Here is a 23226-nt window from a genome sequence, read left to right on the forward strand (position 1 = left end):
CGGCACCCTCGAGCGTCATGCGTCGTCGTCGTCGGACCAGCCTTCGCCCGTGCCGCGATGCAGCACGCGATCGGTATCGAGCACCGCGCAGGCCACGAACTCCGGCAGCGCCGCCAGCCGGTCGGCCCGCAAGGCAAGCAGCAACCGTTCATCGTCGCAGAGCGCCAGTACCATCACGACGGCGACGCCGACTGGACGATCATCCTGATCCTCGACGTACCCAGCACGTCGCACTGACGCACCGCGCGACCGGACACGTCCGGTCGCCCCACCCGGCTCAGACGAGCTTCGACAGCACGCGGATTTCGGAACGCTCGATCCAGTTCGCGGCCGCCTCACGATAAGCGAGAATGTGCGCGGAACGCGCGTGAGCAGCAAGCGCCTCCTCGCTTTCCCAGCGCTCGACGAATACGAACCGCGCGGGCTCCTTCAGGTCCCGGTGCAGGTCGTACTGCAATGCCCCCGCTTCGTTGCGGGTCGGCTCGACGATCCCTTCGAGCTGGGCACGCAACTTCTCCTCGGCGCCCTGCTTCGCCACGATCAGCGCCACGACTGCAATTTCCGCCATTCCCGCCCCCTCCTTCATCTGGAAAAGTCCGAGAATACGCGAATCGCAAATCGGCTGCGCCAGCACGGCATCGCGCGACGGCCCCAAAAAAATAGCCCGCGCTTCAGAGAAGCGCGGGCGAAACCGTCGCCCTACGAGGATAGGCGACGGGGCCATCGAGATCCGCACGCTGGCGCGGATCATCATCAGTTGCGCCGACGCTTGTCGCGCCGACATTCGAAGACGTCGATACCGTTGATCGGGCGCTCGCGGCGCACCCCCGGCATCTGACGTCATCCTCCCTGTTTCAACAATTCCAACATATAAAGCAGGTTGCGTGCCAGCTGCCATGAACCGACGACTCCTTTGATTTATAAGGAAAAATTTTTAGACACCGACGATGCGACATGTGTTTGGCCGCCGTAACGCGCGGATGTTACGTAACGTCACGAGGAGGGACCGAACCTCCAGCACATGTGTGCGCCGGCGAGCGGCCATGAAAAAAGCCCGCCAAATGGCGGGCTTTTCATTGATGCGGAGAAACGCCGGAATCAGCGGAGCTGATTCACGAGCAGCCCCATGATCTGGCGAGCCGGCGACGACGTGTCGATCGCGCCCGAATCGTCGATGACCGCGACACGCGTCTGGTCGGCCGTGAGTGCCTTCACGTTGACACGGTATTGCTTCGCCTGCTTTTCCTTCTTGCCGTGGAACAGCTGGCTCCAGAAGCCCTGCTCGGCCGAAGTCAGATCCTTCGGATCGACATAGCGCACGAAATACAGACCCTTCGAGCGATCACGATCGTCGACCGTGAAGTTCGCACGATCGAGCGCGAGACCGACGTGCAGCCACGACCGGTCATACGGCTCGCCAAGCGTGACTTCCGACGGGACGGCAGCATCGGCCGCATCGTTGGCTTGCGCCGACGTGCGGGAGACGTTTTGCGCGGCAATGGCTGCAGCAGCCTTCGACGATGCGTCGTCGGCCTTCTTGTCCTTGTCCTTCGGTACCGTGTTGTCCTTGATGTTCGCGATGGGCGGCTCGCCGTTCTTCGCGCGCTGCTCGTTCTGTGCGAGCACCGCCATCAATCGCTTCAGGTACTCGGTCTCGAGCGCCGGATCATTCGGCTTCGGCTCCCACTTGCTCGAATCGTTGTTCGAACCAGTGATCGCTTCGCGCATCCCCTTCTGGCTGATGAACACGTAGGTGCCGCCATTCGGCGCCGAATCGAGACGCGTACGGTACTTGTTGCGCTCGGCCGTCACGTACGAGTTGCCCATCGCCTTCGAGATCACGCTACGGATCAGGCCGTCGTTGATCTGCGGATGGGTTTCGTTCCAGTCGGTTTCCATCACGCCCTTGTCGCGCTGGTCGACGACCAGCAGGAAGCCCTGCTCCTGCCAGAAGCGGCGAACCTGCGGCCAGACGTCGGCCGGCTGCTTGCCGTCAATCACGAGCCAGCTCTCGGTGCCGTCGCGCTGGATATGCATGCCGGCCACGGCCGGAGCGACAGTGTCCAGCGCAGGCGCGGCCTGCTGAACCTGCTGAAGCGCGGACAGGGAAGTCGCGCCGCCCTGGGGCGGCAGCGAACGCTGATCGGCCGTCTCGTCGAGCATGTTGGGCGGCACTGCGAGCGACGCTTCTTTCGATTTCGAATCGCTCTTGTAGTCCACTTTCGTGGGCGACGACGTACCGCAACCGGCAACGAGCGCGCCGGTGGCGAGCACTGCAGCGAACCGCATGGTAAGACGAAGATCAGTCATGTTCGGGGAATCCTCTTCCGCTAAATCACGGCGCTTTCCGTGGATCAACCTTGCATTTTACCGGGGCCGCGTCGCGATGTGCAAAAAAGCGACCGGCAAGAAAAAACCCGCGTCAGCTTGAGCTGACGCGGGTTCTTATCTGGTCGGGGCGAGAGGATTTGAACCTCCGACCACCTGCACCCCATGCAGGTACGCTACCAGGCTGCGCTACGCCCCGAAAGAAAAAAATTATAACAGACAGTTTTCCGATTTAGAACGGGTCGCATGCATTTTGTGAATATTCTTGTGAAATTTTTTGGCGTGACGGGTCCGGTGCACGCAACGACGCGCATGGCATCGCCCCCTGCGCACCGGCCGCACGGCCTCGCATCGCCGTCACCGCTTGCGTGCGACACAGATGACCGTCAGCCCGGCGACGCGGTTGAAGCGGAACATCGGCAACTCGATGCGGCAGATCGTCTTGAGCAGGCCGTTGACGAACGGATGGTGACGACGCAATTGCGACGCCGGCTCGCTCGGCTGCCGACGCACCCGCTCGCCGAGCCGCAACGCTGCCGCGAGCGGAAACGTGAGACCGAAATAATAGGCACCGTGCTCGACGTCGAGCCCCGCGCGACGCACCACGTCCTCGAGACTGCCGAGCGTATATCGGCGCTTGTGCTCGAGAAAATCGTCATGACCGCTCCAGAGGAACTGGAACGCGGGAACCGTGATCAGGAACCGGCTGCCTGAAGGCGCGCCCTTTACGTACTGCGTGAGCAGACCGACATCGTCGTCGACATGCTCGAGCACGTCCATCAGCAACACGAGATCGGCATCGAATCGATCAACGGATCGTCGAAAGTGGATGGGCTTGCCGGACGCCTCTCCATCGGTATCGTCGGCGTAGCTCGTATCGACACACCACGCCTCCGTCGCCTCCGTACGCTCCAGCAAGTGCTTCGAGAAGAAGCCGGAGCCTGCACCGACATCGAGTATCCGGTTCGCGCCTGGCACCCCCAGGAACCGACGGATCGCACTCGCCTTCGACGCGTAGTACCAGTGATCGCCCACGCCCGCACCCAATACGTCGACTTCCTTGAGATCCATGACGCTTCCCCGTGATGGCTACTGTGCTTTGGTCGATACAGCCACTGATGCCGATCTTACCCCGCGGCTGCCGCCGATCCTACCTGTCGACTACGCGTAACCGACACCGGCAACCCGCATGCCGACCTAATCGAAAAGGACGATGGCCGCTTTGCCGCAAATCGCTACCGTGCGCTTACCCGGCGCGAGATCGATGCGCACGGGCGAACCGTCCGACTGCATGCCGATCGATCCGGCCCGCCCCGGCTATGCCGCGTCGCGCGCGATACAGGAGGCGGCTTCGGTCACCACCGCAGTCGCGACCTCTCGTAACCGTCTCCGACACAGGGCATTGAATGCATCAGAAAAACGAAATTTCCCGTCGACATTTTCTCCGGCTGGGCGCCGGCACGATAGGCGTGGCGCTGGGAAGCGCATCGCTTCTGTCCGCATGCGGGGGCGACTCGATTTCGGTCGCGCCGGTCACGACACCGCGGCTGAGTTCCGCATCGAATTTTCGCGACACGGCCGGACCGGACGGAACCGGCTACGTGACGACGAGCGGCGCGAAGATGAAGAAAGGCCTGATCTATCGGTCATCCGCGCTCGCGTTGTCGGCCGCGGATATCGCCACCGTCGCCACGCTCGGCATCAGGCAGGTCTGCGACCTGCGCACGCCCGCCGAGATCAAGACGCAACCTGATGTGCCGCTGGCCGGCGCCACCTGGCAAAACCTCAACGTGCTCGGAGCCGCCAGTATCGATCCGATTCCGACCACCGGTGCCACCGCGACGGCATTCATGTTGAGCATGTACCGCGCGTTCGTCACGTCGGACACCGCGCATGCCAGCTATCACGCGCTCTTCACCGGCTTCGCCGCCTCCGGCGAAAACCTGGTGTTCCATTGCACGGCCGGCAAGGATCGCACGGGCTGGGCAACCGCGATCCTGCACACGATCCTCGGGGCGTCGGAGCAGACGATACTCGCCGACTATCTGCTGACCAACACCTATAGCGCATCGGAAATCGCCGCGTCGGTCGCCCAGGCACAAAAAGCCGGCGGGCAAAATGCAGCAGACATGATGACCGCACTGCAAGGCGCACACACCGACTATCTGCAGGCGGCATTCGATCAGGTCACCACGTCGTACGGCTCGATGACGTCGTATATCGCGAACGGCCTGCAACTCGACCAGGCGACGCTGAACGCAATCCGGCAGCATATGCTGGTCTGATCGACCCGCGGCCGCTGCGAAGGAGGCCGGATCGCATCCGCGCTTCGACCGCCGCGGCCGGTGCAATTCGTATCCGGCGAAACCCGAACCGGCCAAGGCGGGCGCGGGTTTGCCCGGACGCAGCAACATCGGCCAATGACGGATCGTGCAAACCAAACGACCGTTTGATCCGGCCGTCCAACCACCCCGAATCCGTTGTCCCGCAGCCCGCCGGCCCGCCCCGCCCGGGCGCCCGTTGTTTGGTAACGCCGCTCTAGCGCGCTATGCCACACTCCTCGCCATCGACGCTCGCGCCGTGCAGTGGCGCGCGCCGCCGTCGATCACGACAAGACATGGAGACAGACGATGCGGAATGCGGTCCGGCGCGGCCATCGCTCGCCTTTGGCAATTTTCGACTGGATTTCAGGCCCGCCACGCGCGGGTCGCCCCACCTCACCCACGACGTCCCGCGTATTCGGCTGCGGCGTGCTGACGCTCGCGCTGCTGTGTGCCGGTTGCGCAGAATCGTCCGCGCAGCGTGACGGCAACACGTCGATCGCGTCGACAAAGATCGAACGCACCAAGGCCGAACGCCTCGCCCGCGAGCAGCAGGTCGCACGCACCGTGCCGTCGCTCGCATCGATCAGCCTCACGCAACCGCGCCCGTTCACGCTGCGCGACTCGGGCCAGAACGGCGCGATGACGTTCCTGCGCGACGTCGATTTCCGCATCGTCAACAACCTCGGTTTCTTCATCCATCAGTTGTCGGCCACGCTCGTGCCGACGCAAACCGGCGCGCCGATCGTGTTCGACGATCCGACGAGCTTCGAAATCGACGTGCATGAAGGCACGGTCACGCTCGACAACGCGAAGCTGACCGCCCTCTTCAACACCTACATCTTCGGCTACCGTAACGCACCGCTGCGCAAGCTCGCCGTGTCGGCCGGCGACGGCGTGATCCACCTGGAAGGCGAGATGCAGCGCGACGGCTGGGTGCCGTTCTCGCTGACCGGTACGCTCACGATCCGTGACGGCAACCAGCTCGTGTTCCATCCGACGGGTGTGCGCGTATCTGGCATCAACGCGCAGCCGGTGATGCGAGCGGCCAACGTGAAGATGGCCGACCTGCTGAAAGTCCAGACGCCGATTGCGCAACTCGCCGGCGACGATCTTGTGATGTCGGTCGACAAGCTGATGCCGCCGCCGCGCCTGAAGCTCACGATCACCGCGCTGCGCGTGACGCCGGCCGGCCTCGACCTGAAGCTCGACGACGGCACGCATGCCGGCTTCGCGATGCCCGCGAGCGCACCGCAGCAAGCGATGTACATTCGCGGCGGCGACGTGAAGTTCATGCGCTCGATGCCGATGAACGCGGACATCCTGATCGGTCCGGTCGATGCCACGAAGCGCGACCAGACTTTCGTGTTCGACCTGTATCACTATCGCGACCAGGTGTCGGCCGGCTACTTCAATTTCGACGAAAGCGGCGCGATGGCGATCCGGATGCCGTCGTACGCAGGCCCGGCCAGCGGCGCGCTGCTCGGCAACGCAGCCGCGCGCCTGAACGACAGCTTCCTCGCCGCGCAGCAGAATGCGCTGCGCGACATACGCCAGCACTGGGAAGCCTACGCACTCGCGGCGAACACCGCTCACCCCGGCATGCAGAAGGTCGCGATGCGGCGCACGTCGACCACGCCGTTCAACGAACGGCACGTGTCGAACCGCAACCCGACGATCCATCTGCGCAACGTCGACTTCAACCTGTCCGGGGATATCGGCTTTCACGTCGAGGATCTCGACGTGGAACTCGTCTCGAAGCGGCCCGGCGAACCCGTCGATCTCGACGATCCGAACCAGTACGACATTCGCATTCTCGGCGGCACGGTCGTCGAGTCATGGAAGGCGATGTCCGCGCTCTTCAACAACTATCTGCTCGACTACGCGCCGCGCTCGCTCAACGACCTGCAACTGAGCGCGGACGGCACGAACCTGCGCGTCCAGGGCGGCATCAAGCTGTGGAATCACGTGCCGGGTGTCTGGCTACCCACCGACATGAAGGGCACGCTGTCGGTGCTCGACGACCGGCATCTCGCGTTCAAGCCGTCCCAGGTGTCGGTGCTCGGCATCCCGCAGGCGAAGCTGCTGCGTTCGCTCGGCATCGAGCTCGCTTCGCTGACGCCGTTGCAGCGTCGCGGCGCGGAACTGCGCGGCGACACGCTCGTGCTCGACCAGTACACCGTGTTCCCGCCACCCGTGCTGAACGGCAAGCTCGGACAGGCAACGGTCGAGCGCGACGGGCTGCGTCTCACGTTCAGGCGCATGGCAGGTGCGCCCGCACCGCAACGGCCGCAGATCGATGCACCGAGCTACATGTGGATGGAAGGCGGCGACATGAAGATGTTCAACGTGCTCGAACTGAACGTGCGCGCGCTGATCCGGAATTCGGCTGAGGCCGGCCCGATGCGTTTCGACCTGTACGGCTACCGCAGCCAGGTCGCGCAAGGCTCGGTGCGGATGCTGCCGGACGGCACGCTGGTCGTCGACATGGGGCAGAAGAACCCGCTCGCGTCACGCTGAAGCGCACGCGACACGCATGAAAAAAGCCCGGTGGCACGTCGCCAACCGGGCTTTTCATTTCATCCTTCGCGCTTCGCACTCAGTCGTGCTTCAGTCCGTCGATCACGTCGAGCAGCGCCTGCCGCAATGCAATGACGTCGACGGTTGCGCCCGGCTTGCCCGGTGCGCGTGCATCGGTGGCCGGCGCCTCCGGCTCGACGGGTGCCGCCGCGGCCCGCTCGCCGACCGGCGAATCGAGCCGGTTGCGCGCGCCGTTGATCGTGAATCCCTGCTCGTACAGCAACTCGCGAATCCGCCGGATCAGCAGCACTTCGTGGTGCTGGTAATACCGACGATTGCCACGCCGCTTCACCGGCCGCAGTTGAGTGAATTCCTGTTCCCAATAACGCAGCACATGCGGCTTGACCCCGCACAGTTCGCTGACTTCACCGATCGTGAAGTAGCGCTTCGCGGGAATCGGAGGCAAGACGACTTTCTCAACCGTAGTGGTCATCGTCGGTTAACCGTCGGTAAAGGGTGCGCGGCGGCCGCGCGGAGACGTCAGCGCGCGGGGCTTACTCCGCGCCGTTTTCGACCAGCGCCTTCAGCTTCTGGCTCGCGTGGAAGGTTACCACCCGGCGGGCCGCGATCGGAATCGCCTCGCCCGTTTTTGGATTGCGGCCCGGACGCTGCGGCTTGTCGCGCAACTGGAAATTGCCGAACCCCGACAGCTTGACGCTTTCGCCGTTTTCGAGCGCGTCGCGAATCACCTCGAAAAACGCCTCGACCATGTCCTTCGCTTCACGCTTGTTCAGCCCGACGCTGTCGAACAGCAGCTCCGCCAGTTCCGCCTTCGTCAGCGTGGGCGTCTCGGTGGACGCCGGCGCCGAAGCGTCGCGGTTCATGGCGCTGCGTTGCGCCGTCAGGAGGGCTTCGAATTCACTCGAGGTCATGTCGTTCATATCTGCCATACAGCGCGTTAAATCAAAACTTACGATCGGAAAAGGCCGCCCGCGAGCGGGCGGACCTCTTCCTTAGCCGCGCAGACGCGCACCAGCACGAGCCATCCGCTCGACCAGCGTCTGGATCGCCTGATCGACGACCTCGTCCTGTAGCGTGCCAGCCGCGTCCTGCAGCGTCACACGGAAGGCAAGGCTCTTCTCGTGCGCGGCAAGACCACCGGAAGTATTTGATTTTGCACGAAATTCGTCGAAGAGTACAACCTTCTGAACGAATCGGCAGGCCTCTTCGGCAAGCGCCTTCTTCATTTCGTCGAAAAGTGCCTGAACCTCGACCGCCTGATCGACGACCACGGCAATATCGCGACGAACCGGCGGGAATTTCGACACGTCGGTCGGTGCGGGCAACGCACGTGCAATCAGCGCGTCCGCGTCGACCTCGAACATCACCGGCGCGTGCGGCAGCTCGTACTTCTGCATCAGGCGCGGGTGCAGTTCGCCGATCCAGCCGACCGCACGGCCATCGACTTCGATGCGCGCGCTGCGGCCCGGATGGAGGGCCGGATGCTCGGCCTTCACGAAGCGTGCGGCCGCAGGCGCGAGCAGCGCCTCGAGATCGCCCTTCACGTCGAAGAAATCGACCGGGCGGGTTTCCGTGCCCCACTGCTCGTCGAGCGCCGGACCATAGGCAAGCGCACCGACGCGCTTCGGCTGCACGTAGCCCTCGACCGTCAGCTCACCGGCCTTCGCCGCCGCATCGGTGAGGAACACGCGGCCAGCCTCGAACAGGCGCACCCGATCCGCGCGGCGGTTCAGGTTGTGGCGCAGCACGGAAATCAGGCTGCCGAACAGCGTCGTGCGCATCACCGACAGCTGGCTCGCGATCGGGTTCAGCAGACGGATCGGATGGTCGTTGCCCGCGAAATCCTGCTCCCACTCCGCATCGACGAAGCTGAAGTTGACGGTTTCCGCGTAGTCGCGCGCGGCGAGCGCGTGACGGATGTCGTGGATCGAGCGCCGCGTCTCGTTGGTCGCGCGCATTTCGCTCGTCGCGACCGGCGGACGCGCCGGAATCTTTTCGAAGCCGTAGATGCGCGCCACTTCCTCGATCAGGTCTTCCTCGATTTCGATGTCGAAGCGATGCGACGGCGGCGTGACGAGGAACGCATCGTCTTCACGCTCGAACGGCAGGCCGAGGCGCATGAAGATGCTGGCGATCTCGTCGGCGCCGATCTGCACGCCGATGATGCGGTTCGCGCGCGATACGCGCATCTTCACCGGCGCGCGCTGCGGCAGGTTCACCGACTGATCGTCGACCGGGCCGGCCTTGCCGCCGCAGATTTCGAGAATCAGTTGCGTGATGCGCTCGACGTGCTCGACGGTCGTCGCGTAGTCGACGCCGCGCTCGAAGCGATGAGCCGCATCGGTCGAGAAGTTGTACTTGCGCGCACGGCCGCGGATGCTGTCCGGCCACCAGAATGCGGCTTCCAGGTAGATGTTGGTCGTATCGAGCGTGACGGCCGTGCTGTCACCGCCCATGATGCCGGCCAGGCTTTCGACCTGACGGTCGTCCGAAATCACGCCGACCGTTTCGTCGAGTTCGACCGTGTTGCCGTTGAGCAGCTTCAGCGATTCGCCGCGCTTGCCCCAGCGCACCTCGATACCGCCGTGGATCTTGTCGAGATCGAACACGTGCGACGGGCGGCCGAGCTCGAACATCACGTAGTTCGAGATGTCGACGAGCGCCGACACGCTGCGCTGGCCGGAACGCGCGAGGCGCTCGACCATCCACTGCGGCGTCTTCGCATGCGCGTTCACGCCACGGATCACGCGACCCGAGAAGCGACCGCACAGATCGGGGGCGGCAATGTGCACCGGCAGCGTCTCGTCGAGCTCGACGCGCACCGGGCGGATGTCGACCGGCGTCAGCGGCGCGCCGGTGATCGCGGCCGTCTCGCGTGCAATGCCGAACACGGACAGGCAGTCGGCCTTGTTCGGCGTCAGCTTGATTTCGAAGATCGTGTCGTCGAGATTGAGCGTCTCGCGGATGTCCTGGCCGACCGGCGTGTCTTCCGGCAGCACCAGCAGCCCGCTGTGATCCTCGGACAGCTTCAGCTCGCGTGCCGAGCACAGCATCCCCTGGCTCTCCACGCCGCGCAGCTTCGACAGCTTGATCGCGAACGGCTTGCCGCCCTCTTCTGCCGGCGGCAGTTCCGCGCCGACCAGCGCGACCGGTACCTTGATGCCGGGTGCGACGTTCGGTGCGCCGCAGACGATATTCAGCGTCGCGCCGGTGCCGGCGTCGACCTGGCAGACATTGAGCTTGTCCGCATCCGGATGCTTGACGACTTCGAGCACGCGGCCGACGACGATCTTCGACGTCGGCGGCGCAGCCTTGCTCAGCGATTCGACTTCGAGCCCCGCCATCGTCAGCGCGTGCGACAGTTCGTCGGTCGTCAGCTGCGGGTCGACAAAGGTTCTCAACCAGGATTCAGGGAATTGCATGGATGTCTACGTTCGAAACAGGTTAGATCGACGCCCGGGCCCCGTCGGATCGTCCGTCGGGGCGTGCACGGGCACAGGTCGGCGCGGCGCGCGGCGTTACGCGAACTGGCGCAGGAAACGCAGGTCGTTCTCGAAGAACAGCCGGAGATCCTGGACGCCGTAGCGCAGCATCGTCAGGCGCTCGAGGCCGCTGCCAAACGCAAAGCCGATGTAGCGCTCGGGATCGAGGCCCATGTTGCGAATCACGGTCGGATGCACCTGCCCCGAACCGGAGATCTCGAGCCACTTGCCGGCGTTCTTGCCTTGCTCGAACATCATGTCGATCTCGGCCGACGGTTCCGTGAACGGGAAATACGACGGACGGAAGCGCACGAGGATGTCGTCGCGCTCGAAGAATTTTTTCAGGAAGTCGGTATAGACGCCCTTGAGGTCGGCGAAGCTGATGTTTTCGTCGATCCACAGCCCCTCGACCTGATTGAACATCGGCGAGTGGGTCGCATCACTGTCGACGCGATACGTGCGGCCCGGCGCGATCACCTTGATCGGCGGACGATTCATGCGCGCGTAACGCACCTGCATCGGGCTCGTGTGCGTGCGCAGCAGCAGCTGGCGGCCGTCGGCATCCTTGCCTTCGACGTAGAAGGTGTCCTGCATCGAACGCGCCGGATGGTTCTCCGGGCTGTTCAGCGACGTGAAGTTGTACCAGTCGGTCTCGATTTCGGGGCCGTCGGCCACATCGAAACCGATCGAGCCGAAAATCTGTTCGACACGCTCCCACGTGCGCATCACGGGGTGCAGGCTGCCTGCACCGGCGCCGCGGCCCGGCAACGTCACGTCGATCGCTTCGGCGGTAAGGCGCTGATTCAGCAGCGCGTCGGCCAGTGCCTGGCGACGGGCGGTCAGTGCGGCTTCAACCTGCTGCTTCACGACGTTGATGCGTGCACCTTCGGTCTTGCGTGCTTCGGGATCGAGCTTGCCGAGGCCCTTCAGCAACTCGGTCAGCGCACCCGACTTGCCGAGAAATCGTGCTTTCTCGTTTTCGAGCGTGGTGATGTCGGCAGCCTGTTCGAAGGACTGCTGCGCGTCGGCGACAATCTGGTCCAGATCCATAGATCCCATCATTTCCAACGTCATTCGGTCTTGGCGAGCGAAATCGCCCACCAAACAAAAAAGGGGCTCGGAAGAGCCCCGTTTTCGCTGCAGCGGCCGAGACTACCGGAACCTCGCTGCAACTAACCACGCAGTGCTAATTTCGCAATTAGGCTGCAACGGCGGCTTTCACCTGCTTGACGATCGCAGCAAAAGCAGCCTTGTCGAACACCGCCATGTCGGCCAGAACCTTACGGTCGAGTTCGATCGACGCCTTCTTCAGGCCGTTGATGAACACGCTGTAGGTCATGTCGTGCTGGCGAACTGCCGCGTTGATACGCGTGATCCACAGTGCGCGGAACACACGCTTCTTGTTGCGGCGATCGCGGTACGCGTACTGACCAGCGCGCATCACCGCCTGCTTGGCGATGCGGTAGACGTTATTGCGGCGGCCGCGATAACCCTTGGCCAGGTTGATGATCTTCTTGTGGCGGGCCCGTGCGGTTACCCCACGTTTGACTCGAGGCATGTTTCTCTCCTTAGAGTATCAGTTAGGGGTTACGCGAACGGCAGCATCGCGCGGACGGAGTTCAGATCGGAATCATGAACTGCCGTTGCGCCGCGCAGGTGACGCTTGTTCTTCGTGGTTTTCTTGGTCAGGATGTGACGCTTGAAGGCTTGACCGCGCTTGACGGTACCGCCCGGACGCACCACGAAGCGCTTTGCAGCACTCTTCTTGGTCTTCATCTTAGGCATGACGAACAACTCCAGTTTATTAGATGGCGATGGGTGTGCGGTTGGCTTGCGCCCTTGACCCGCCCTTCGAAACCCAGTCCACTTGTGTACGGCAACCGCTTGCGCAGCCGCCGTCATTGTTGGCACGCCGCCCTGACCGGGCAACGCGCCGAACCACTGCGAACCTGCGCGCGAAGCGCGCGGGCCCGTTACTTCTTTTTCTTCGGCGAGAGCACCATGATCATCTGGCGCCCTTCCATCTTCGGCATCTGCTCAACCTGGCCGACTTCCTCGAGATCCGTGCGCAGACGCTCAAGCATCCGCATACCGATTTCCTGGTGTGCCATTTCACGGCCGCGGAAACGCAACGTGATCTTCGTCTTGTCGCCCTCTTCGAGGAAGCGCACGAGATTGCGGAGCTTGACGTTGTAATCCCCGTCATCGGTACCCGGGCGGAACTTGACTTCCTTGACCTGGATGACCTTCTGCTTCAGCTTCGCTTCGTGCTGCTTCTTCGATTCCTGGTACTTGAACTTGCCGTAATCCATCAGACGGCAAACCGGGGGAACCGCTTGCGGCGCGATTTCCACCAGGTCAACATCCAGTTCTTCCGATTTACGGAAAGCATCAGCGAGTTTTACGATACCGAGCGGTTCGTTCTCGATCCCGACCAGACGCACTTCCGGCGCAGTGATTTCACCGTTGATGCGATGCGACGACTTATCAGTAGCGATGTTACGTTTCCTCTAAAAATTAAAAAAACGAGCCGCGCTGCCAGGGCGGTTACTTGAACGAGCGCAGGTCTTCCTGCAGACGCTCAACGAAGGCTTCGACCGGCATCACGCCAAGATCGACGCCGCCACGGGCACGCACGGCTACCGTTTGCGCATCACGCTCCTTATCGCCCACGACGAGGAGATAAGGCACCTTTTCCAGCGTGTGCTCGCGTATTTTATAGCTAATCTTCTCATTGCGCAAATCGGCCGTCACTCTAACCCCTTGTTTTTGCAACGATTGGGCCAGGGATTGCGCATATTCGGCCTGACTTTCGGCGATATTGAGCACAACTGCCTGGAACGGCGCGAGCCAGGCCGGCATCGCACCAGCGTGGTGCTCGATCAAAATGCCGAGGAAACGCTCCATCGAACCGACGATTGCACGGTGCAACATCACCGGACGACGACGGCTGCTGTCATCCGCGACATACTCGGCGCCGAGGCGCTCCGGCAGCACCATGTCGAGCTGCAGCGTGCCGCACTGCCACGAACGGCCGAGCGCATCCTTGATGTGGTACTCGATCTTCGGACCGTAGAACGCGCCTTCACCCGGCAGCTCTTCCCACGTGAGGCCGCAGGCCGTCAGCGCGTCGCGCAAGCCCTGCTCGGCGCGATCCCACGTTTCGTCCGTGCCCGCACGTTGCTCCGGGCGCAGCGACAGCTTGATGTCGATGTGATCGAAACCGAAGTCCTTGTACACACTCATTGCCAGCGTGTTGAACGCGATCGATTCCGAGATGAACTGGTCTTCCGTACAGAAGATGTGCGCATCGTCCTGCACGAAGCCGCGCACGCGCATCAGGCCATGCAGCGCGCCCGATGCCTCATTGCGGTGGCACGAACCGAATTCCGCGTAACGCAGCGGCAGGTCGCGGTACGAACGCAGGCCGTGCTTGAACACCTGGACGTGGCCCGGGCAGTTCATCGGCTTGATCGCGTAGTCGCGCTTCTCCGACTCCGTCGTGAACATGTTCTCGCGATAGTTCTGCCAGTGGCCCGACGCTTCCCACAGCGAACGGTCCATGATCATCGGCGTCTTGATCTCGAGGTAGCCGGCTTCGTTCACGCGGCGGCGCATGTACTGCTCGACCTGCTGCCACAGCGCCCAGCCCTTCGGATGCCAGAACACCATGCCCGGCGACTCTTCCTGCATGTGGAACAGGTCGAGCTGCTTGCCGAGCTTGCGGTGATCGCGCTTTTCCGCTTCCTCGAGCATGTGCAGGTATTGATCCTGATCTTCCTTCCTGGTCCAGGCCGTACCGTAGATGCGCTGCAGCTGCTCGTTCTTCGAATCGCCGCGCCAGTACGCGCCCGCGACCTTCATCAGCTTGAAGACCTTCAGCTTGCCGGTGGACGGCACGTGCGGACCACGGCACAGATCGGTAAAGCCGCCGTGCGAATACAGCTTGATTTCGTCGCTTTGCGGAATCGATTCGATGATCTCGGCCTTGTACTTCTCGCCGATGCTGCGGAAGTAGCCCGCCGCTTCGTCACGCGACACGACACGGCGCGTCACGGGCTCGTCCTTCTTCACGAGCTCCTGCATGCGCTTTTCGATCTTCTCCAGATCTTCGGGCGTAAACGGGCGGTTGTACGAGAAGTCGTAATAGAAGCCGTTGTCGATCACCGGGCCGATCGTCACCTGCGCGTCCGGGTACAGTTCCTTCACCGCGTACGCGAGCAAGTGCGCCGTCGAGTGACGGATGATGTCGAGGCCGTCGGCGTCCTTGTCCGTCACGATCGCGAGCGACGCGTCGCGGTCGATCACGGCCGACGTATCGACGAGCTCGCCATCGAGCTTGCCACCAAGCGCAGCCTTCGCAAGGCCGGGACCGATCGAGGCTGCAACCTCGGCAACTGTCACCGGATGCTCGTATTGTCGAACTGAGCCGTCAGGCAAGCGTATCGAAACCATAGCAATCTCCGTGATGCCGACAGTGGGCGGCAGACCAGGTACGCGATATAAAAATCACGCGGGAAAATTTCGCGACAAAAAAAATGCGGCCCCGCTTTCGAGGGGCCGCATTCGATACTTCACTCAAACTGAAAGGGCGAAAGGGTTCCTCGACTAGCGTCGCTCCGAAAAGGTTTCGGTCAACGTTCGCGGTGTCATAACCGTATTCGCCTTGTTCGCGTTGAGTTATTTGCTGCATCGAACACCCGGAAGCCGGGCATTCTCAATTCGTTGGTAGGCTCGATTGGACTCGAACCAACGACCCCCACCATGTCAAGGTGGTGCTCTAACCAGCTGAGCTACGAGCCTAGTGAAGCTAAGATTATATGGAGCCGTTACCCGCTTGGCAAGTATTTTTATGCGGTCGCAGCAAAATAACGGTGTTCGAACCCCACCTCACGCCTTCCGCCCCGCCCGCACGACGCCCTGTACCTCGCCGAGCAACGTGCACGCACGCTGCACCTGCGCCGAGTTCGATACCTCGACCGTGAACTGCATGAATGCCGCATTGCGGCGGCTCTGCGTCTTCACGCCCACCACGTTCATCTTCTCGCGCGCGAATACTTCGGAGATGTCGCGCAGCAACCCTTGCCGGTCGCTCGCCTCGATCATCAGGTCGACCGGATAGACGGACACCCCGCGCCCGCCGAGCACGTCGGCCGACCAGGTCGTCTGCAGCACGCGTTCCGGCGCGCGCTCGACCATCCGGCGGAACGTCGGGCAATCGGTCCGGTGGATCGACATCCCCTTGCCGCGCGTGACGAAACCGCTGATCGGATCGGGCGGCGCCGGACGACAGCAGCGCGCGAGCTGGGTCAGCAGCGCGTCGACGCCCACGACCAGTACGCCGGTCGACGCACCGTGCGCCACGCTCGCGCCGCTGCTGCGCTTCTCGAAATCGGCAGGCGCCTCGGGCGCTGGCTCGGGTGGCGGCGCATCGGACAGCGCGTGCTCGACATTGCGCAGGCTGAACTCTTCCTTGCCGACGACCGAGAACAGTTCTTCGGGCGACTTGAAGCCGAGCTTCGCGGCGAGATTGTCCAGGTTGACCGACGTCTTGCCCTCGCGTTGCAGCGTCTTTTCGACGAGCGCGCGGCCATGCGAGACGTTTTCCTCCTGCTCGATCGAGTTGAACCACGCACGCACTTTCTGACGCGCACGCGGGCTCTTCATATAGCCGAGCTGCAGGTTCAACCAGTCGCGCGACGGTCCGCCCTCCTTCACCGCGACGATCTCGACCGTCTGGCCGTTTGCGAGCGGCGTATTGAGCGGCACCATCGCGCCGTCGACGCGCGCACCACGGCAGCGATGGCCAAGTTCGCTGTGCAGGTGATACGCGAAATCGACCGGCGTCGCGCCCTGCGGCAACGCGATCACACGCGCCTGCGGCGTCAGCACGTAGATGTGATCGTCGTCGAGCGACGTCTCGCGCAATTGCGCCCACGCCTTGTCGCCCGACTTTTCCGCGCCGTCCTCGACGTCATCCTTCCACGCGAGCAACTGGCGCAGCCATGCGATCTTCTCGTCGTACTTGTCGCTTGCCGAGAACTGGCCACCGTAGCCGCGCGCGCCGGCTTCCTTGTAGCGCCAGTGCGCAGCGACGCCATACTCGGCGAAACGGTGCATCTCCTGCGTACGGATCTGCACTTCGAACGCGCGACCGTCATCGCCGATCACGACCGTGTGCAGCGACTTGTAGCCGTTCGGCTTCGGCCGCGAGATGTAGTCGTCGAATTCCTTCGGCACCGGCTGCCACAGGTGATGCACGATGCCGAGCACCGCGTAGCAATCCTTGATGTCCGGCACGATCACGCGAAACGCGCGCACGTCATACAGCTCGGAGAAGTCGAGCTCCTTGCCGCGCATCTTGCGCCAGATACTGTAGATATGCTTCGGCCGGCCGCTCACGTCAGCCTGGATGTTCGCGTCCGCCAGCTCTTGCTGCAACCGGTCGATCGCCTGCGTGACGTACGCTTCGCGCTCGATGCGCTTCTCGTCGAGCAGCTTCGCGATCCGCTTGTAGGTGACGGGATCCTCGAAGCGGAACGCGAGATCCTCGAGCTCCCACTTCAGTTGCCAGATACCCAGACGGTTCGCGAGCGGCGCATAAATTTCGAGCGTCTCGCGCGCGACGTCGGGCGGCGGGTCGATCTTCGCGGCCGCGTAGTAGCGCAGCGACTGCAAGCGCGACGCGAGCCGGATCAGCACCACGCGGATGTCCTGCGCGAACGAAAGCAGCATCTTGCGCAGCGCCTCGATCTGCGTACGCCGCTCTTCCGCCGCATCGCGCCCCGCATCGGGCACCGCATTCTGCGCGGCACGCAGGCTGACGGTACCGAGTCGCAACAGCTTGCGCACGTCGGACACGAGCCGCGCCACTTCGTCGCCGAAACGCTCGGTGAGTTCGCGCTCGGGGTCGCTCAGGTGCGGTGTCAGTACGAACAACGCAGCCGCCTGCATCGCGGACGGGTCGACGTTCAGCGTACGCATGATCGACGCCGTGCCCGCCGAGTGATCGGCGAGCAGCTCGCCCGACGACAGGCGCACGTCGCCGGCCCGCTCGCGCACGAACGCGAGCACGTCGTCGAACGACGGTGCCGCGACGGGGGAGGCGGAAACGGACTCGGTCATTGCTTGGCCTGGCGGAATGCGATCATCGTCGGGTTTCGTTCAGCTCCGCTGGGCAGCAACGACCACGATCTCGACGAGCAGCGCCGGATCCGCAAGCTTCGCCTCGACGGTGGCACGCGGCGGCGTGTTGCCGTGCGCGACCCATACATCCCACTCCGCATTCATGCCTTCGAAGTTCGCCAGATCCGAGATGTAGATCTGCACCGACAGCAGATGCGCCTTGTCGCTGTTCGCTTCGGCGAGCAGGCGGTCGATGTGGCCGAGCACTTCGCGCGTCTGGCCCTTGATGTCCTGCGTGGTGTCTTCGGCGATCTGGCCGGCCAGATACACGGTACCGTTGTGGATCGCGGTTTCGGAGAGACGGGCCCCGACGTGGTGACGAATGACTGCCATGGAATGTTCCGGTCGTGAATGGGTGAGAAATCGGGCGGCGGCACGGCCCGCGTGCCGCCTAACCGCATATTATGACGCGTTTATGCGCCGCCTTCGACGAAAAACCGCCGCGCGAGGGCAATCTGGCTTGCATCGATGAACGCCGGCGCGTGGCCCGCCCCTGGAATCTCGGCATGCGTCACATGCCGGCCGCGACGCACCATGTCGGCCACCGTCTCACGCGACAGCAGATCCGACGTCTCGCCACGCACGACGAGCAGCGATGCGTTCGTCGTCTCGATCGCGTGCCACAGCGCGGCCTCGCCGAGCGCCGCCAATTCGGGCGTCGTCGCCTTGAACGGCTCAGAGATGCGCGGATCGTAGCGGATCGTCCAGCCACCTTCGAGCAGTTCGCGCAGCAGCGGCCCGTTGATCTCGCGCCACTCGTCGGCGGTCAGCGCACCGAACGGCAGCGACAGCGACGTCAGATAGTCGATGCCCTCCTGCCGGGTCGCAAAGCGCGGCTGCACGCCGAGATACTCGCCGATGCGCGTCAGCGAATCAGGTTCGATGCGCGGGCCGACGTCGTTGACGATCATCCGGCGCAGCGGCGAACCGGGCAACCCCGCGAACGCCATGCCGATCAACCCGCCCATCGACGTGCCGAACCAGTCCACCGACTCCACGTCGAGTCGCGCAATCAGCGTCACCATATCGGCCACGTATTGCGGGATCGCATAGAGCCGCGGATCAGCCAGCCAGTCCGACTGGCCGCGCCCGACGACATCGGGGCAGACGACGCGATACGTATCGGACAGCGCAACCGCGAGCCGGTCGAAATCGCGTCCGGAACGGGTCAGGCCATGCACGCAGACCAGCACGCGCGGGTTGGCGGGATCGCCCCACTCGGTGTAGGCGACGTGGTGAAGGCCGGCAGCGCTCGCACACTGCACGCGCCGCTGGCGAGGAACCTGGGAATTCGCTGGGGTCGTTGGCATCGTTGGCATCGTTGGCATCCTGTCGAACGGGGGCGACGCGCGGGGCAACGCTTGCGACGCCCGATGCAAACGATTGTAAACCGCTTCAGCCGTACGGGTCCGCTCATCGGACACCCGACAATCGACCTGACGTTGACAATGACAAACGCCCCGCATGCCGTCGTCCGGCTTGCGGGGCGTTGAAGCCGCGCGTACGCGCGGAACCTTATGCGACCGCGCTGATGTCGAGCGGCGCGCCCGTCTTCGCCTGGATCTCGTCGGCGCTCACGCCGTCGGCGAGCTCAAGCACCTTCAGGCCGGACGGCGTCACTTCGATCACGCCGAGATCGGTGATGATCAGGTCGACCACGCCGACACCCGTCAACGGCAGGTTGCATTCTTCGAGGATCTTGTGCTGGTCGCCCTTCGCGACATGCTCCATCAGCACGACGACGCGCTTCACGCCGGCGACGAGATCCATCGCGCCGCCCATCCCCTTGATCATCTTGCCGGGGATCATCCAGTTCGCGAGGTCGCCCTGCTTGCTGACCTGCATCGCGCCGAGGATCGCCAGGTTGATGTGGCCACCGCGGATCATCGCGAACGAATCGGCCGACGAGAAGATCGACGAGCCCGGCAGCGTCGTGACGGTCTGCTTGCCGGCGTTGATGAGATCGGCGTCGACTTCGTCTTCGGTCGGCGACGGGCCGATGCCGAGCAGGCCGTTCTCCGACTGCAGCCACACCTCGACGCCTTCCGGCACGTGGTTCGCAACGAGCGTCGGCAGGCCGATGCCGAGGTTCACGTAGAAGCCGTCCTGCAGTTCCTTCGCCGCGCGCGCGGCCATCTGGTCACGATTCCAGGCCATGTCAGTCTCCTTTCGCGCGTACGACGCGTTGTTCGATGCGTTTTTCAGGCGTCGCGTTCAGCACGATACGCTGCACGAAAATCCCCGGCGTGTGGATGTGGTCCGGATCGAGCGCGCCGTTCTCGACGATCTCCTCGACCTCGGCGACGGTGATCTTGCCGGCCATCGCACACATCGGGTTGAAGTTGCGCGCGGTGCGGCGAAAGATCAGGTTGCCGGACTTGTCGGCCTTCCAGGCCTTCACGAGCGCGACATCGGCCGTCAGCGACGGCTCGAGCACGTAGTGGCGATCGCCGAACTGGCGCGTTTCCTTGCCTTCCGCGATCACGGTGCCGTAGCCCGTGTTCGTGAAGAACGCCGGGATGCCCGCACCGCCTGCACGCAGCTTTTCGGCGAGCGTGCCTTGCGGCGTGAATTCGAGCTCGAGTTCGCCGGCCAGGTACTGGCGCTCGAACTCCTTGTTCTCGCCGACGTACGACGAGATCATCTTCTTGATCTGGCGCGTTTCCAGCAGCAGCCCGAGGCCGAAACCGTCGACGCCTGCGTTGTTGCTGATGCAGGTGATGCCCTTGACGGCCGTATCGCGCAACGCCGCGATCAACGCCTCCGGAATCCCGCACAGGCCGAAGCCGCCCACCGCGAAGGTTTGTCCATCGCGGACGATCCCTTCCAGCGCGGCAGCCGCGCTTGGATAGACTTTGTTCATCAGTTGTCCCTTCCTCTATGGAAACCAGCGAAACCGGTTCACGCGCCCACGTGGCCCGCAAGCCCGCCGCATCATTCTATGCATGCACGGCGATGCCTGCGTCGAGGCGCGCTGTTTTTATACCGCGGCAAACCGCCACGAGATGCCTGAAAGGGTACGATGCGGCGCGGATGCGGCACAATACGCAAAAATACATAAGCGTTTGCCTCCGCTTGCCTGCGCCATGCCCGCTCTCGACTACCAGACTGCCTTCCTCCTCGCGCCGCTCGGCCTCGTCCTGTCGCGCGACCGCGTGATCGAGGACTGCAACGACGCGCTCGCGTCGATCTTTCGCTGCGCGCGGGCCGACCTGATCGGAAAATCGTACGAGGTGCTCTACCCGTCAACGGACGAATTCCAGCGAATCGGCGAACGTATCGCGCGCGTCATGGCGGCGAACGGCATCTACTCGGATGACAGAATCATGAAACGGGCGGACGGCGAGCTGTTCTGGTGCCACGTCACCGGCCGCGCGATCGACCGCACCGCGCCGCTTGCGGCGGGCGTGTGGACCTTCGAGGATTTGAGCGCGACGCGTCGCGTCGCCGTCGAACTGACCCCGCGCGAGCGCGAGATCGCCGCGCAGCTCGCGACCGGCAAGACCAGCAAGCAGATCGGGCGCGTGCTCGACATCAGCTCACGCACGGTCGACATCTACCGCGCACGGCTGATGCGCAAGTACGGGACCAACAATACGCCCGAGCTGCTGCAGCGCCTGCTCGGGCAGTGAATGACGGCGCCCGTATGACAATCGGCCGCACAGGGCGGCCGATTCGGGAAACAACGGGCATGGCGCGCCGCCGGCGACCTGGTGCCGGCCCGGCTTCGCGGAATCGACGCTCAGCCGACCTTCGCCGCGAGCGCGCGCTCGATCGTGTCGCGCAGCAACTGGGGCAACGGCACCGACTTGCCGAGCGCGTAGTCGACCCACACACATCGCGCATTGCCGCGCGCATAGACATGCTGCGGATCGTCGGCGCGCGTGAGCTCGAAACCCGTGTCGAAGCTGCTACGGCCGGGTTTCGCAGCCGACATCCTCGCGATCACGTCGCCCGGATAGTGCAGCTGCTTGAGAAACTCCATCGACGCCGTGACGATGACGGGCCCCTGCCCCTCGCCATTGCCGCCGGCGATGCCGAGCTCCTCGAACCACGAGATCCGCGCCTGCTCCATGTAGCGGAAATAGACCGTGTTGTTCACATGGCCGAACGCGTCCATGTCGCCCCAGCGGATCGGCATCGACATCTCAAAAACGGGGGAATAATCACTCATTGCAGTCTTCTTTGTTGCTGAATGTCATCCGCTCAGGCGAGGCCGAAACCGTCGTCGGCGGAGATAATCGAGCCATTGATGAACTGCGACTCGTCGGCCGCGAGCAGCAACAACAGCCCGTCGAGATCCTGCGGCTTGCCGACGCGCCGGCGCGGCAGCATCGACTGCAGCTTCTGGCCCTGCTCGGTTTCCCACAGGTAATGATTGATTTCGGTATCGATATAACCCGGACAGATCGCGTTGACGTTGATCCCGTGGCGCCCCCACTCGAGCGCCATCGCGCGCGTCATCTGCACGACCGCCGCCTTGCTCATCGCGTACAGGCCGATCTGCGGAAACACGCGCAGCCCGGCCACCGACGCGATGTTGATGATCCGGCACGGCGGCTTGCCGTTGCCGCTTCCGTTCGCGCGCATGATCATCCGCTTCGCGACTTCCTGCGCGACGAAGAATGCGCCGCGCGTGTTGGTGTCGAATACGAACTCGAAATCGGCCGGCGTCACGTCGACGAGCTTCTGCATTGTCGAGACGCCCGAATTGTTCACGAGGATGTCGATCGTACCGGCTTCCGTCTCCGCGTGCGCGACCGCCGCCTTGATGCTCTGGACGTCGGTGACGTCGAGCGACACGACGTGCGCAGCACCGCCCGCCGCCTCGATCTCGGCACGCAGCTCCTTCAGGCGCTCGACGCGACGGCTCGCGAGCACGACCTTCGCGCCGGCCTGCGACAGCACCTGTGCAAAGCGCTGCCCGAGGCCGCTCGACGCGCCCGTGACCAGCGCAACCTTGCCTTCCAGATTGATCGACCGACCCATTTGCACTTCCCCTTTCGATGTCGTTTCGCCGCCACGGACAATACGGCCCGAACGGCATTACCCTAGCACGAAAATAGAACGATCGTGCTAATCTAGCCGCATGCTGTTGCGGCAAGCGTTTCGTTTCGCAGACAATACGCTCCCGAATAAAAGCATTCTAACGGTTAGAGGAACGCCAATGACCCCCGCAAGCCTCATCGAGCAATACGGCCCGCGCGAATCGATGGAATACGACGTCGTGATCGTCGGCGGCGGCCCCGCCGGGCTGTCGGCGGCGATCCGGCTCAAGCAGCTGGCCGCCGAGAAAGGCACCGAGATCGGCGTGTGCGTGCTCGAGAAGGGTTCCGAGATCGGCGCGCACATCCTGTCGGGCGCGGTGA

General features: G+C 63.5%; 22 protein-coding genes, 2 tRNA genes and 1 pseudogene. 5 read left to right on the forward strand and 20 right to left on the reverse strand.

Features of this window, described 5'->3' with window-relative positions:
• Positions 1-237, forward strand: a pseudogene (locus tag G3O00_RS43480) (hypothetical protein); the annotation flags it as partial.
• Between the two features lie 40 nt (positions 238-277).
• On the opposite strand, the gene G3O00_RS24770 reads toward G3O00_RS43480, so the two are convergent.
• The 4 genes from G3O00_RS24770 to G3O00_RS24785 form a co-directional block, all read right to left on the reverse strand.
• Positions 278-568: a putative quinol monooxygenase gene (locus G3O00_RS24770; RefSeq protein WP_174934026.1), complete on the reverse strand. Its 291-nt coding sequence runs from the start codon at positions 566-568 to the stop codon at positions 278-280.
• Positions 569-1098: 530 nt separating this feature from the next.
• On the reverse strand, positions 1099-2310 hold the full coding sequence (gene bamC, locus G3O00_RS24775; RefSeq protein WP_011351785.1) for an outer membrane protein assembly factor BamC: 1212 nt from the start codon (positions 2308-2310) through the stop codon (positions 1099-1101).
• Positions 2311-2450: 140 nt separating this feature from the next.
• Positions 2451-2527: transfer RNA gene (locus G3O00_RS24780), tRNA-Pro, on the reverse strand.
• Positions 2528-2685: 158 nt separating this feature from the next.
• Positions 2686-3399, reverse strand: a complete 714-nt coding sequence (locus G3O00_RS24785; protein WP_206144599.1) for a methyltransferase domain-containing protein — start codon at positions 3397-3399, stop codon at positions 2686-2688.
• A gap of 398 nt (positions 3400-3797) precedes the next feature.
• Here G3O00_RS24785 and G3O00_RS24790 point away from each other — a divergent pair, with 398 nt between their 5' ends.
• Positions 3798-4613: a tyrosine-protein phosphatase gene (locus tag G3O00_RS24790; protein WP_346778997.1), complete on the forward strand. Its 816-nt coding sequence runs from the start codon at positions 3798-3800 to the stop codon at positions 4611-4613.
• Between the two features lie 345 nt (positions 4614-4958).
• Entirely contained in the window at positions 4959-7169 is a 2211-nt protein-coding gene (locus G3O00_RS24795; protein ID WP_206144601.1) for a hypothetical protein, read from the forward strand.
• A gap of 79 nt (positions 7170-7248) precedes the next feature.
• On the opposite strand, the gene G3O00_RS24800 is transcribed toward G3O00_RS24795, so the two are convergent.
• The 14 genes from G3O00_RS24800 to G3O00_RS24865 form a co-directional block, all read right to left on the reverse strand.
• On the reverse strand, positions 7249-7662 hold the full coding sequence (locus G3O00_RS24800; RefSeq protein ID WP_174934019.1) for a MerR family transcriptional regulator: 414 nt from the start codon (positions 7660-7662) through the stop codon (positions 7249-7251).
• Positions 7663-7723: 61 nt separating this feature from the next.
• Positions 7724-8110, reverse strand: coding sequence for an integration host factor subunit alpha (locus tag G3O00_RS24805; protein ID WP_006486093.1), 387 nt, complete (start codon positions 8108-8110; stop codon positions 7724-7726).
• Between the two features lie 72 nt (positions 8111-8182).
• The gene (gene pheT, locus G3O00_RS24810; protein WP_206144602.1) at positions 8183-10612 is read right to left on the reverse strand and encodes a phenylalanine--tRNA ligase subunit beta; all 2430 of its coding nucleotides are present in this window, start codon (positions 10610-10612) and stop codon (positions 8183-8185) included.
• Positions 10613-10708: 96 nt separating this feature from the next.
• Complete coding sequence (pheS, locus tag G3O00_RS24815; RefSeq protein WP_041492813.1) at positions 10709-11722, reverse strand: phenylalanine--tRNA ligase subunit alpha; 1014 nt, start codon at positions 11720-11722, stop codon at positions 10709-10711.
• A gap of 148 nt (positions 11723-11870) precedes the next feature.
• Positions 11871-12230, reverse strand: a complete 360-nt coding sequence (rplT, locus tag G3O00_RS24820; RefSeq protein WP_004192938.1) for a 50S ribosomal protein L20 — start codon at positions 12228-12230, stop codon at positions 11871-11873.
• Between the two features lie 29 nt (positions 12231-12259).
• Entirely contained in the window at positions 12260-12457 is a 198-nt protein-coding gene (gene rpmI, locus G3O00_RS24825) for a 50S ribosomal protein L35 (protein WP_004191477.1), read from the reverse strand.
• Positions 12458-12645: 188 nt separating this feature from the next.
• On the reverse strand, positions 12646-13170 hold the full coding sequence (gene infC, locus G3O00_RS24830) for a translation initiation factor IF-3 (RefSeq protein ID WP_071734130.1): 525 nt from the start codon (positions 13168-13170) through the stop codon (positions 12646-12648).
• A 49-nt stretch (positions 13171-13219) separates the two neighbouring features.
• Complete coding sequence (gene thrS / locus G3O00_RS24835) at positions 13220-15127, reverse strand: threonine--tRNA ligase (RefSeq protein ID WP_011351778.1); 1908 nt, start codon at positions 15125-15127, stop codon at positions 13220-13222.
• Positions 15128-15398: 271 nt separating this feature from the next.
• Positions 15399-15475 (reverse strand) — tRNA-Val (locus G3O00_RS24840).
• An 87-nt stretch (positions 15476-15562) separates the two neighbouring features.
• Positions 15563-17797 carry a bifunctional (p)ppGpp synthetase/guanosine-3',5'-bis(diphosphate) 3'-pyrophosphohydrolase gene (locus G3O00_RS24845; RefSeq protein WP_011351777.1) on the reverse strand — a complete coding sequence of 745 codons (2235 nt, stop codon included), beginning with the start codon at positions 17795-17797 and terminating at the stop codon, positions 15563-15565.
• A 39-nt stretch (positions 17798-17836) separates the two neighbouring features.
• Positions 17837-18190: a RidA family protein gene (locus G3O00_RS24850; RefSeq protein ID WP_206144603.1), complete on the reverse strand. Its 354-nt coding sequence runs from the start codon at positions 18188-18190 to the stop codon at positions 17837-17839.
• Positions 18191-18270: 80 nt separating this feature from the next.
• Positions 18271-19167 carry an alpha/beta hydrolase gene (locus G3O00_RS24855; RefSeq protein WP_206144604.1) on the reverse strand — a complete coding sequence of 299 codons (897 nt, stop codon included), beginning with the start codon at positions 19165-19167 and terminating at the stop codon, positions 18271-18273.
• A 205-nt stretch (positions 19168-19372) separates the two neighbouring features.
• Positions 19373-20014, reverse strand: coding sequence for a CoA transferase subunit B (locus G3O00_RS24860; protein ID WP_011351774.1), 642 nt, complete (start codon positions 20012-20014; stop codon positions 19373-19375).
• A 1-nt stretch (position 20015) separates the two neighbouring features.
• A complete protein-coding gene (locus G3O00_RS24865) occupies positions 20016-20720 on the reverse strand; it encodes a CoA transferase subunit A (RefSeq protein ID WP_011351773.1) in 705 nt (234 codons plus the stop codon).
• Positions 20721-20943: 223 nt separating this feature from the next.
• On the opposite strand from G3O00_RS24865, the gene G3O00_RS24870 reads away from it, so the two are divergent.
• Positions 20944-21489, forward strand: coding sequence for a LuxR C-terminal-related transcriptional regulator (locus G3O00_RS24870; RefSeq protein ID WP_011351772.1), 546 nt, complete (start codon positions 20944-20946; stop codon positions 21487-21489).
• 110 nt (positions 21490-21599) lie between these two features.
• Here the strand turns inward: G3O00_RS24870 and G3O00_RS24875 are convergent, their stop codons facing one another.
• On the reverse strand, positions 21600-22031 hold the full coding sequence (locus G3O00_RS24875; RefSeq protein ID WP_011351771.1) for a thioesterase family protein: 432 nt from the start codon (positions 22029-22031) through the stop codon (positions 21600-21602).
• 32 nt (positions 22032-22063) lie between these two features.
• A complete protein-coding gene (locus G3O00_RS24880) occupies positions 22064-22846 on the reverse strand; it encodes an SDR family oxidoreductase (protein WP_011351770.1) in 783 nt (260 codons plus the stop codon).
• 178 nt (positions 22847-23024) lie between these two features.
• Here G3O00_RS24880 and G3O00_RS24885 point away from each other — a divergent pair.
• The coding region (locus G3O00_RS24885; RefSeq protein WP_146604182.1) for an NAD(P)-binding protein at positions 23025-23226 on the forward strand (202 nt) is incomplete at its 3' end.

Source organism: Burkholderia sp. Ac-20384 (assembly GCF_017104605.1).
In the GTDB taxonomy this organism is placed as follows: domain Bacteria; phylum Pseudomonadota; class Gammaproteobacteria; order Burkholderiales; family Burkholderiaceae; genus Burkholderia; species Burkholderia lata.

Bases quoted from the DNA above. Each gene is read 5' to 3' on its own strand.
- G3O00_RS24770 (WP_174934026.1), bottom strand. From the start codon at position 568: ATGGCGGAAATTGCAGTCGTGGCGCTGATCGTGGCGAAGCAGGGCGCC.
- bamC (WP_011351785.1), bottom strand. From the start codon at position 2,310: ATGACTGATCTTCGTCTTACCATGCGGTTCGCTGCAGTGCTCGCCACC.
- G3O00_RS24785 (WP_206144599.1), bottom strand. From the start codon at position 3,399: ATGGATCTCAAGGAAGTCGACGTATTGGGTGCGGGCGTGGGCGATCAC.
- G3O00_RS24795 (WP_206144601.1), top strand. From the start codon at position 4,959: ATGCGGAATGCGGTCCGGCGCGGCCATCGCTCGCCTTTGGCAATTTTC.
- G3O00_RS24800 (WP_174934019.1), bottom strand. From the start codon at position 7,662: ATGACCACTACGGTTGAGAAAGTCGTCTTGCCTCCGATTCCCGCGAAG.
- G3O00_RS24805 (WP_006486093.1), bottom strand. From the start codon at position 8,110: ATGAACGACATGACCTCGAGTGAATTCGAAGCCCTCCTGACGGCGCAA.
- pheT (WP_206144602.1), bottom strand. From the start codon at position 10,612: ATGCAATTCCCTGAATCCTGGTTGAGAACCTTTGTCGACCCGCAGCTG.
- pheS (WP_041492813.1), bottom strand. From the start codon at position 11,722: ATGGATCTGGACCAGATTGTCGCCGACGCGCAGCAGTCCTTCGAACAG.
- rplT (WP_004192938.1), bottom strand. From the start codon at position 12,230: ATGCCTCGAGTCAAACGTGGGGTAACCGCACGGGCCCGCCACAAGAAG.
- rpmI (WP_004191477.1), bottom strand. From the start codon at position 12,457: ATGCCTAAGATGAAGACCAAGAAGAGTGCTGCAAAGCGCTTCGTGGTG.
- thrS (WP_011351778.1), bottom strand. From the start codon at position 15,127: ATGGTTTCGATACGCTTGCCTGACGGCTCAGTTCGACAATACGAGCAT.
- G3O00_RS24845 (WP_011351777.1), bottom strand. From the start codon at position 17,797: ATGACCGAGTCCGTTTCCGCCTCCCCCGTCGCGGCACCGTCGTTCGAC.
- G3O00_RS24850 (WP_206144603.1), bottom strand. From the start codon at position 18,190: ATGGCAGTCATTCGTCACCACGTCGGGGCCCGTCTCTCCGAAACCGCG.
- G3O00_RS24855 (WP_206144604.1), bottom strand. From the start codon at position 19,167: ATGCCAACGACCCCAGCGAATTCCCAGGTTCCTCGCCAGCGGCGCGTG.
- G3O00_RS24860 (WP_011351774.1), bottom strand. From the start codon at position 20,014: ATGGCCTGGAATCGTGACCAGATGGCCGCGCGCGCGGCGAAGGAACTG.
- G3O00_RS24865 (WP_011351773.1), bottom strand. From the start codon at position 20,720: ATGAACAAAGTCTATCCAAGCGCGGCTGCCGCGCTGGAAGGGATCGTC.
- G3O00_RS24870 (WP_011351772.1), top strand. From the start codon at position 20,944: ATGCCCGCTCTCGACTACCAGACTGCCTTCCTCCTCGCGCCGCTCGGC.
- G3O00_RS24875 (WP_011351771.1), bottom strand. From the start codon at position 22,031: ATGAGTGATTATTCCCCCGTTTTTGAGATGTCGATGCCGATCCGCTGG.
- G3O00_RS24880 (WP_011351770.1), bottom strand. From the start codon at position 22,846: ATGGGTCGGTCGATCAATCTGGAAGGCAAGGTTGCGCTGGTCACGGGC.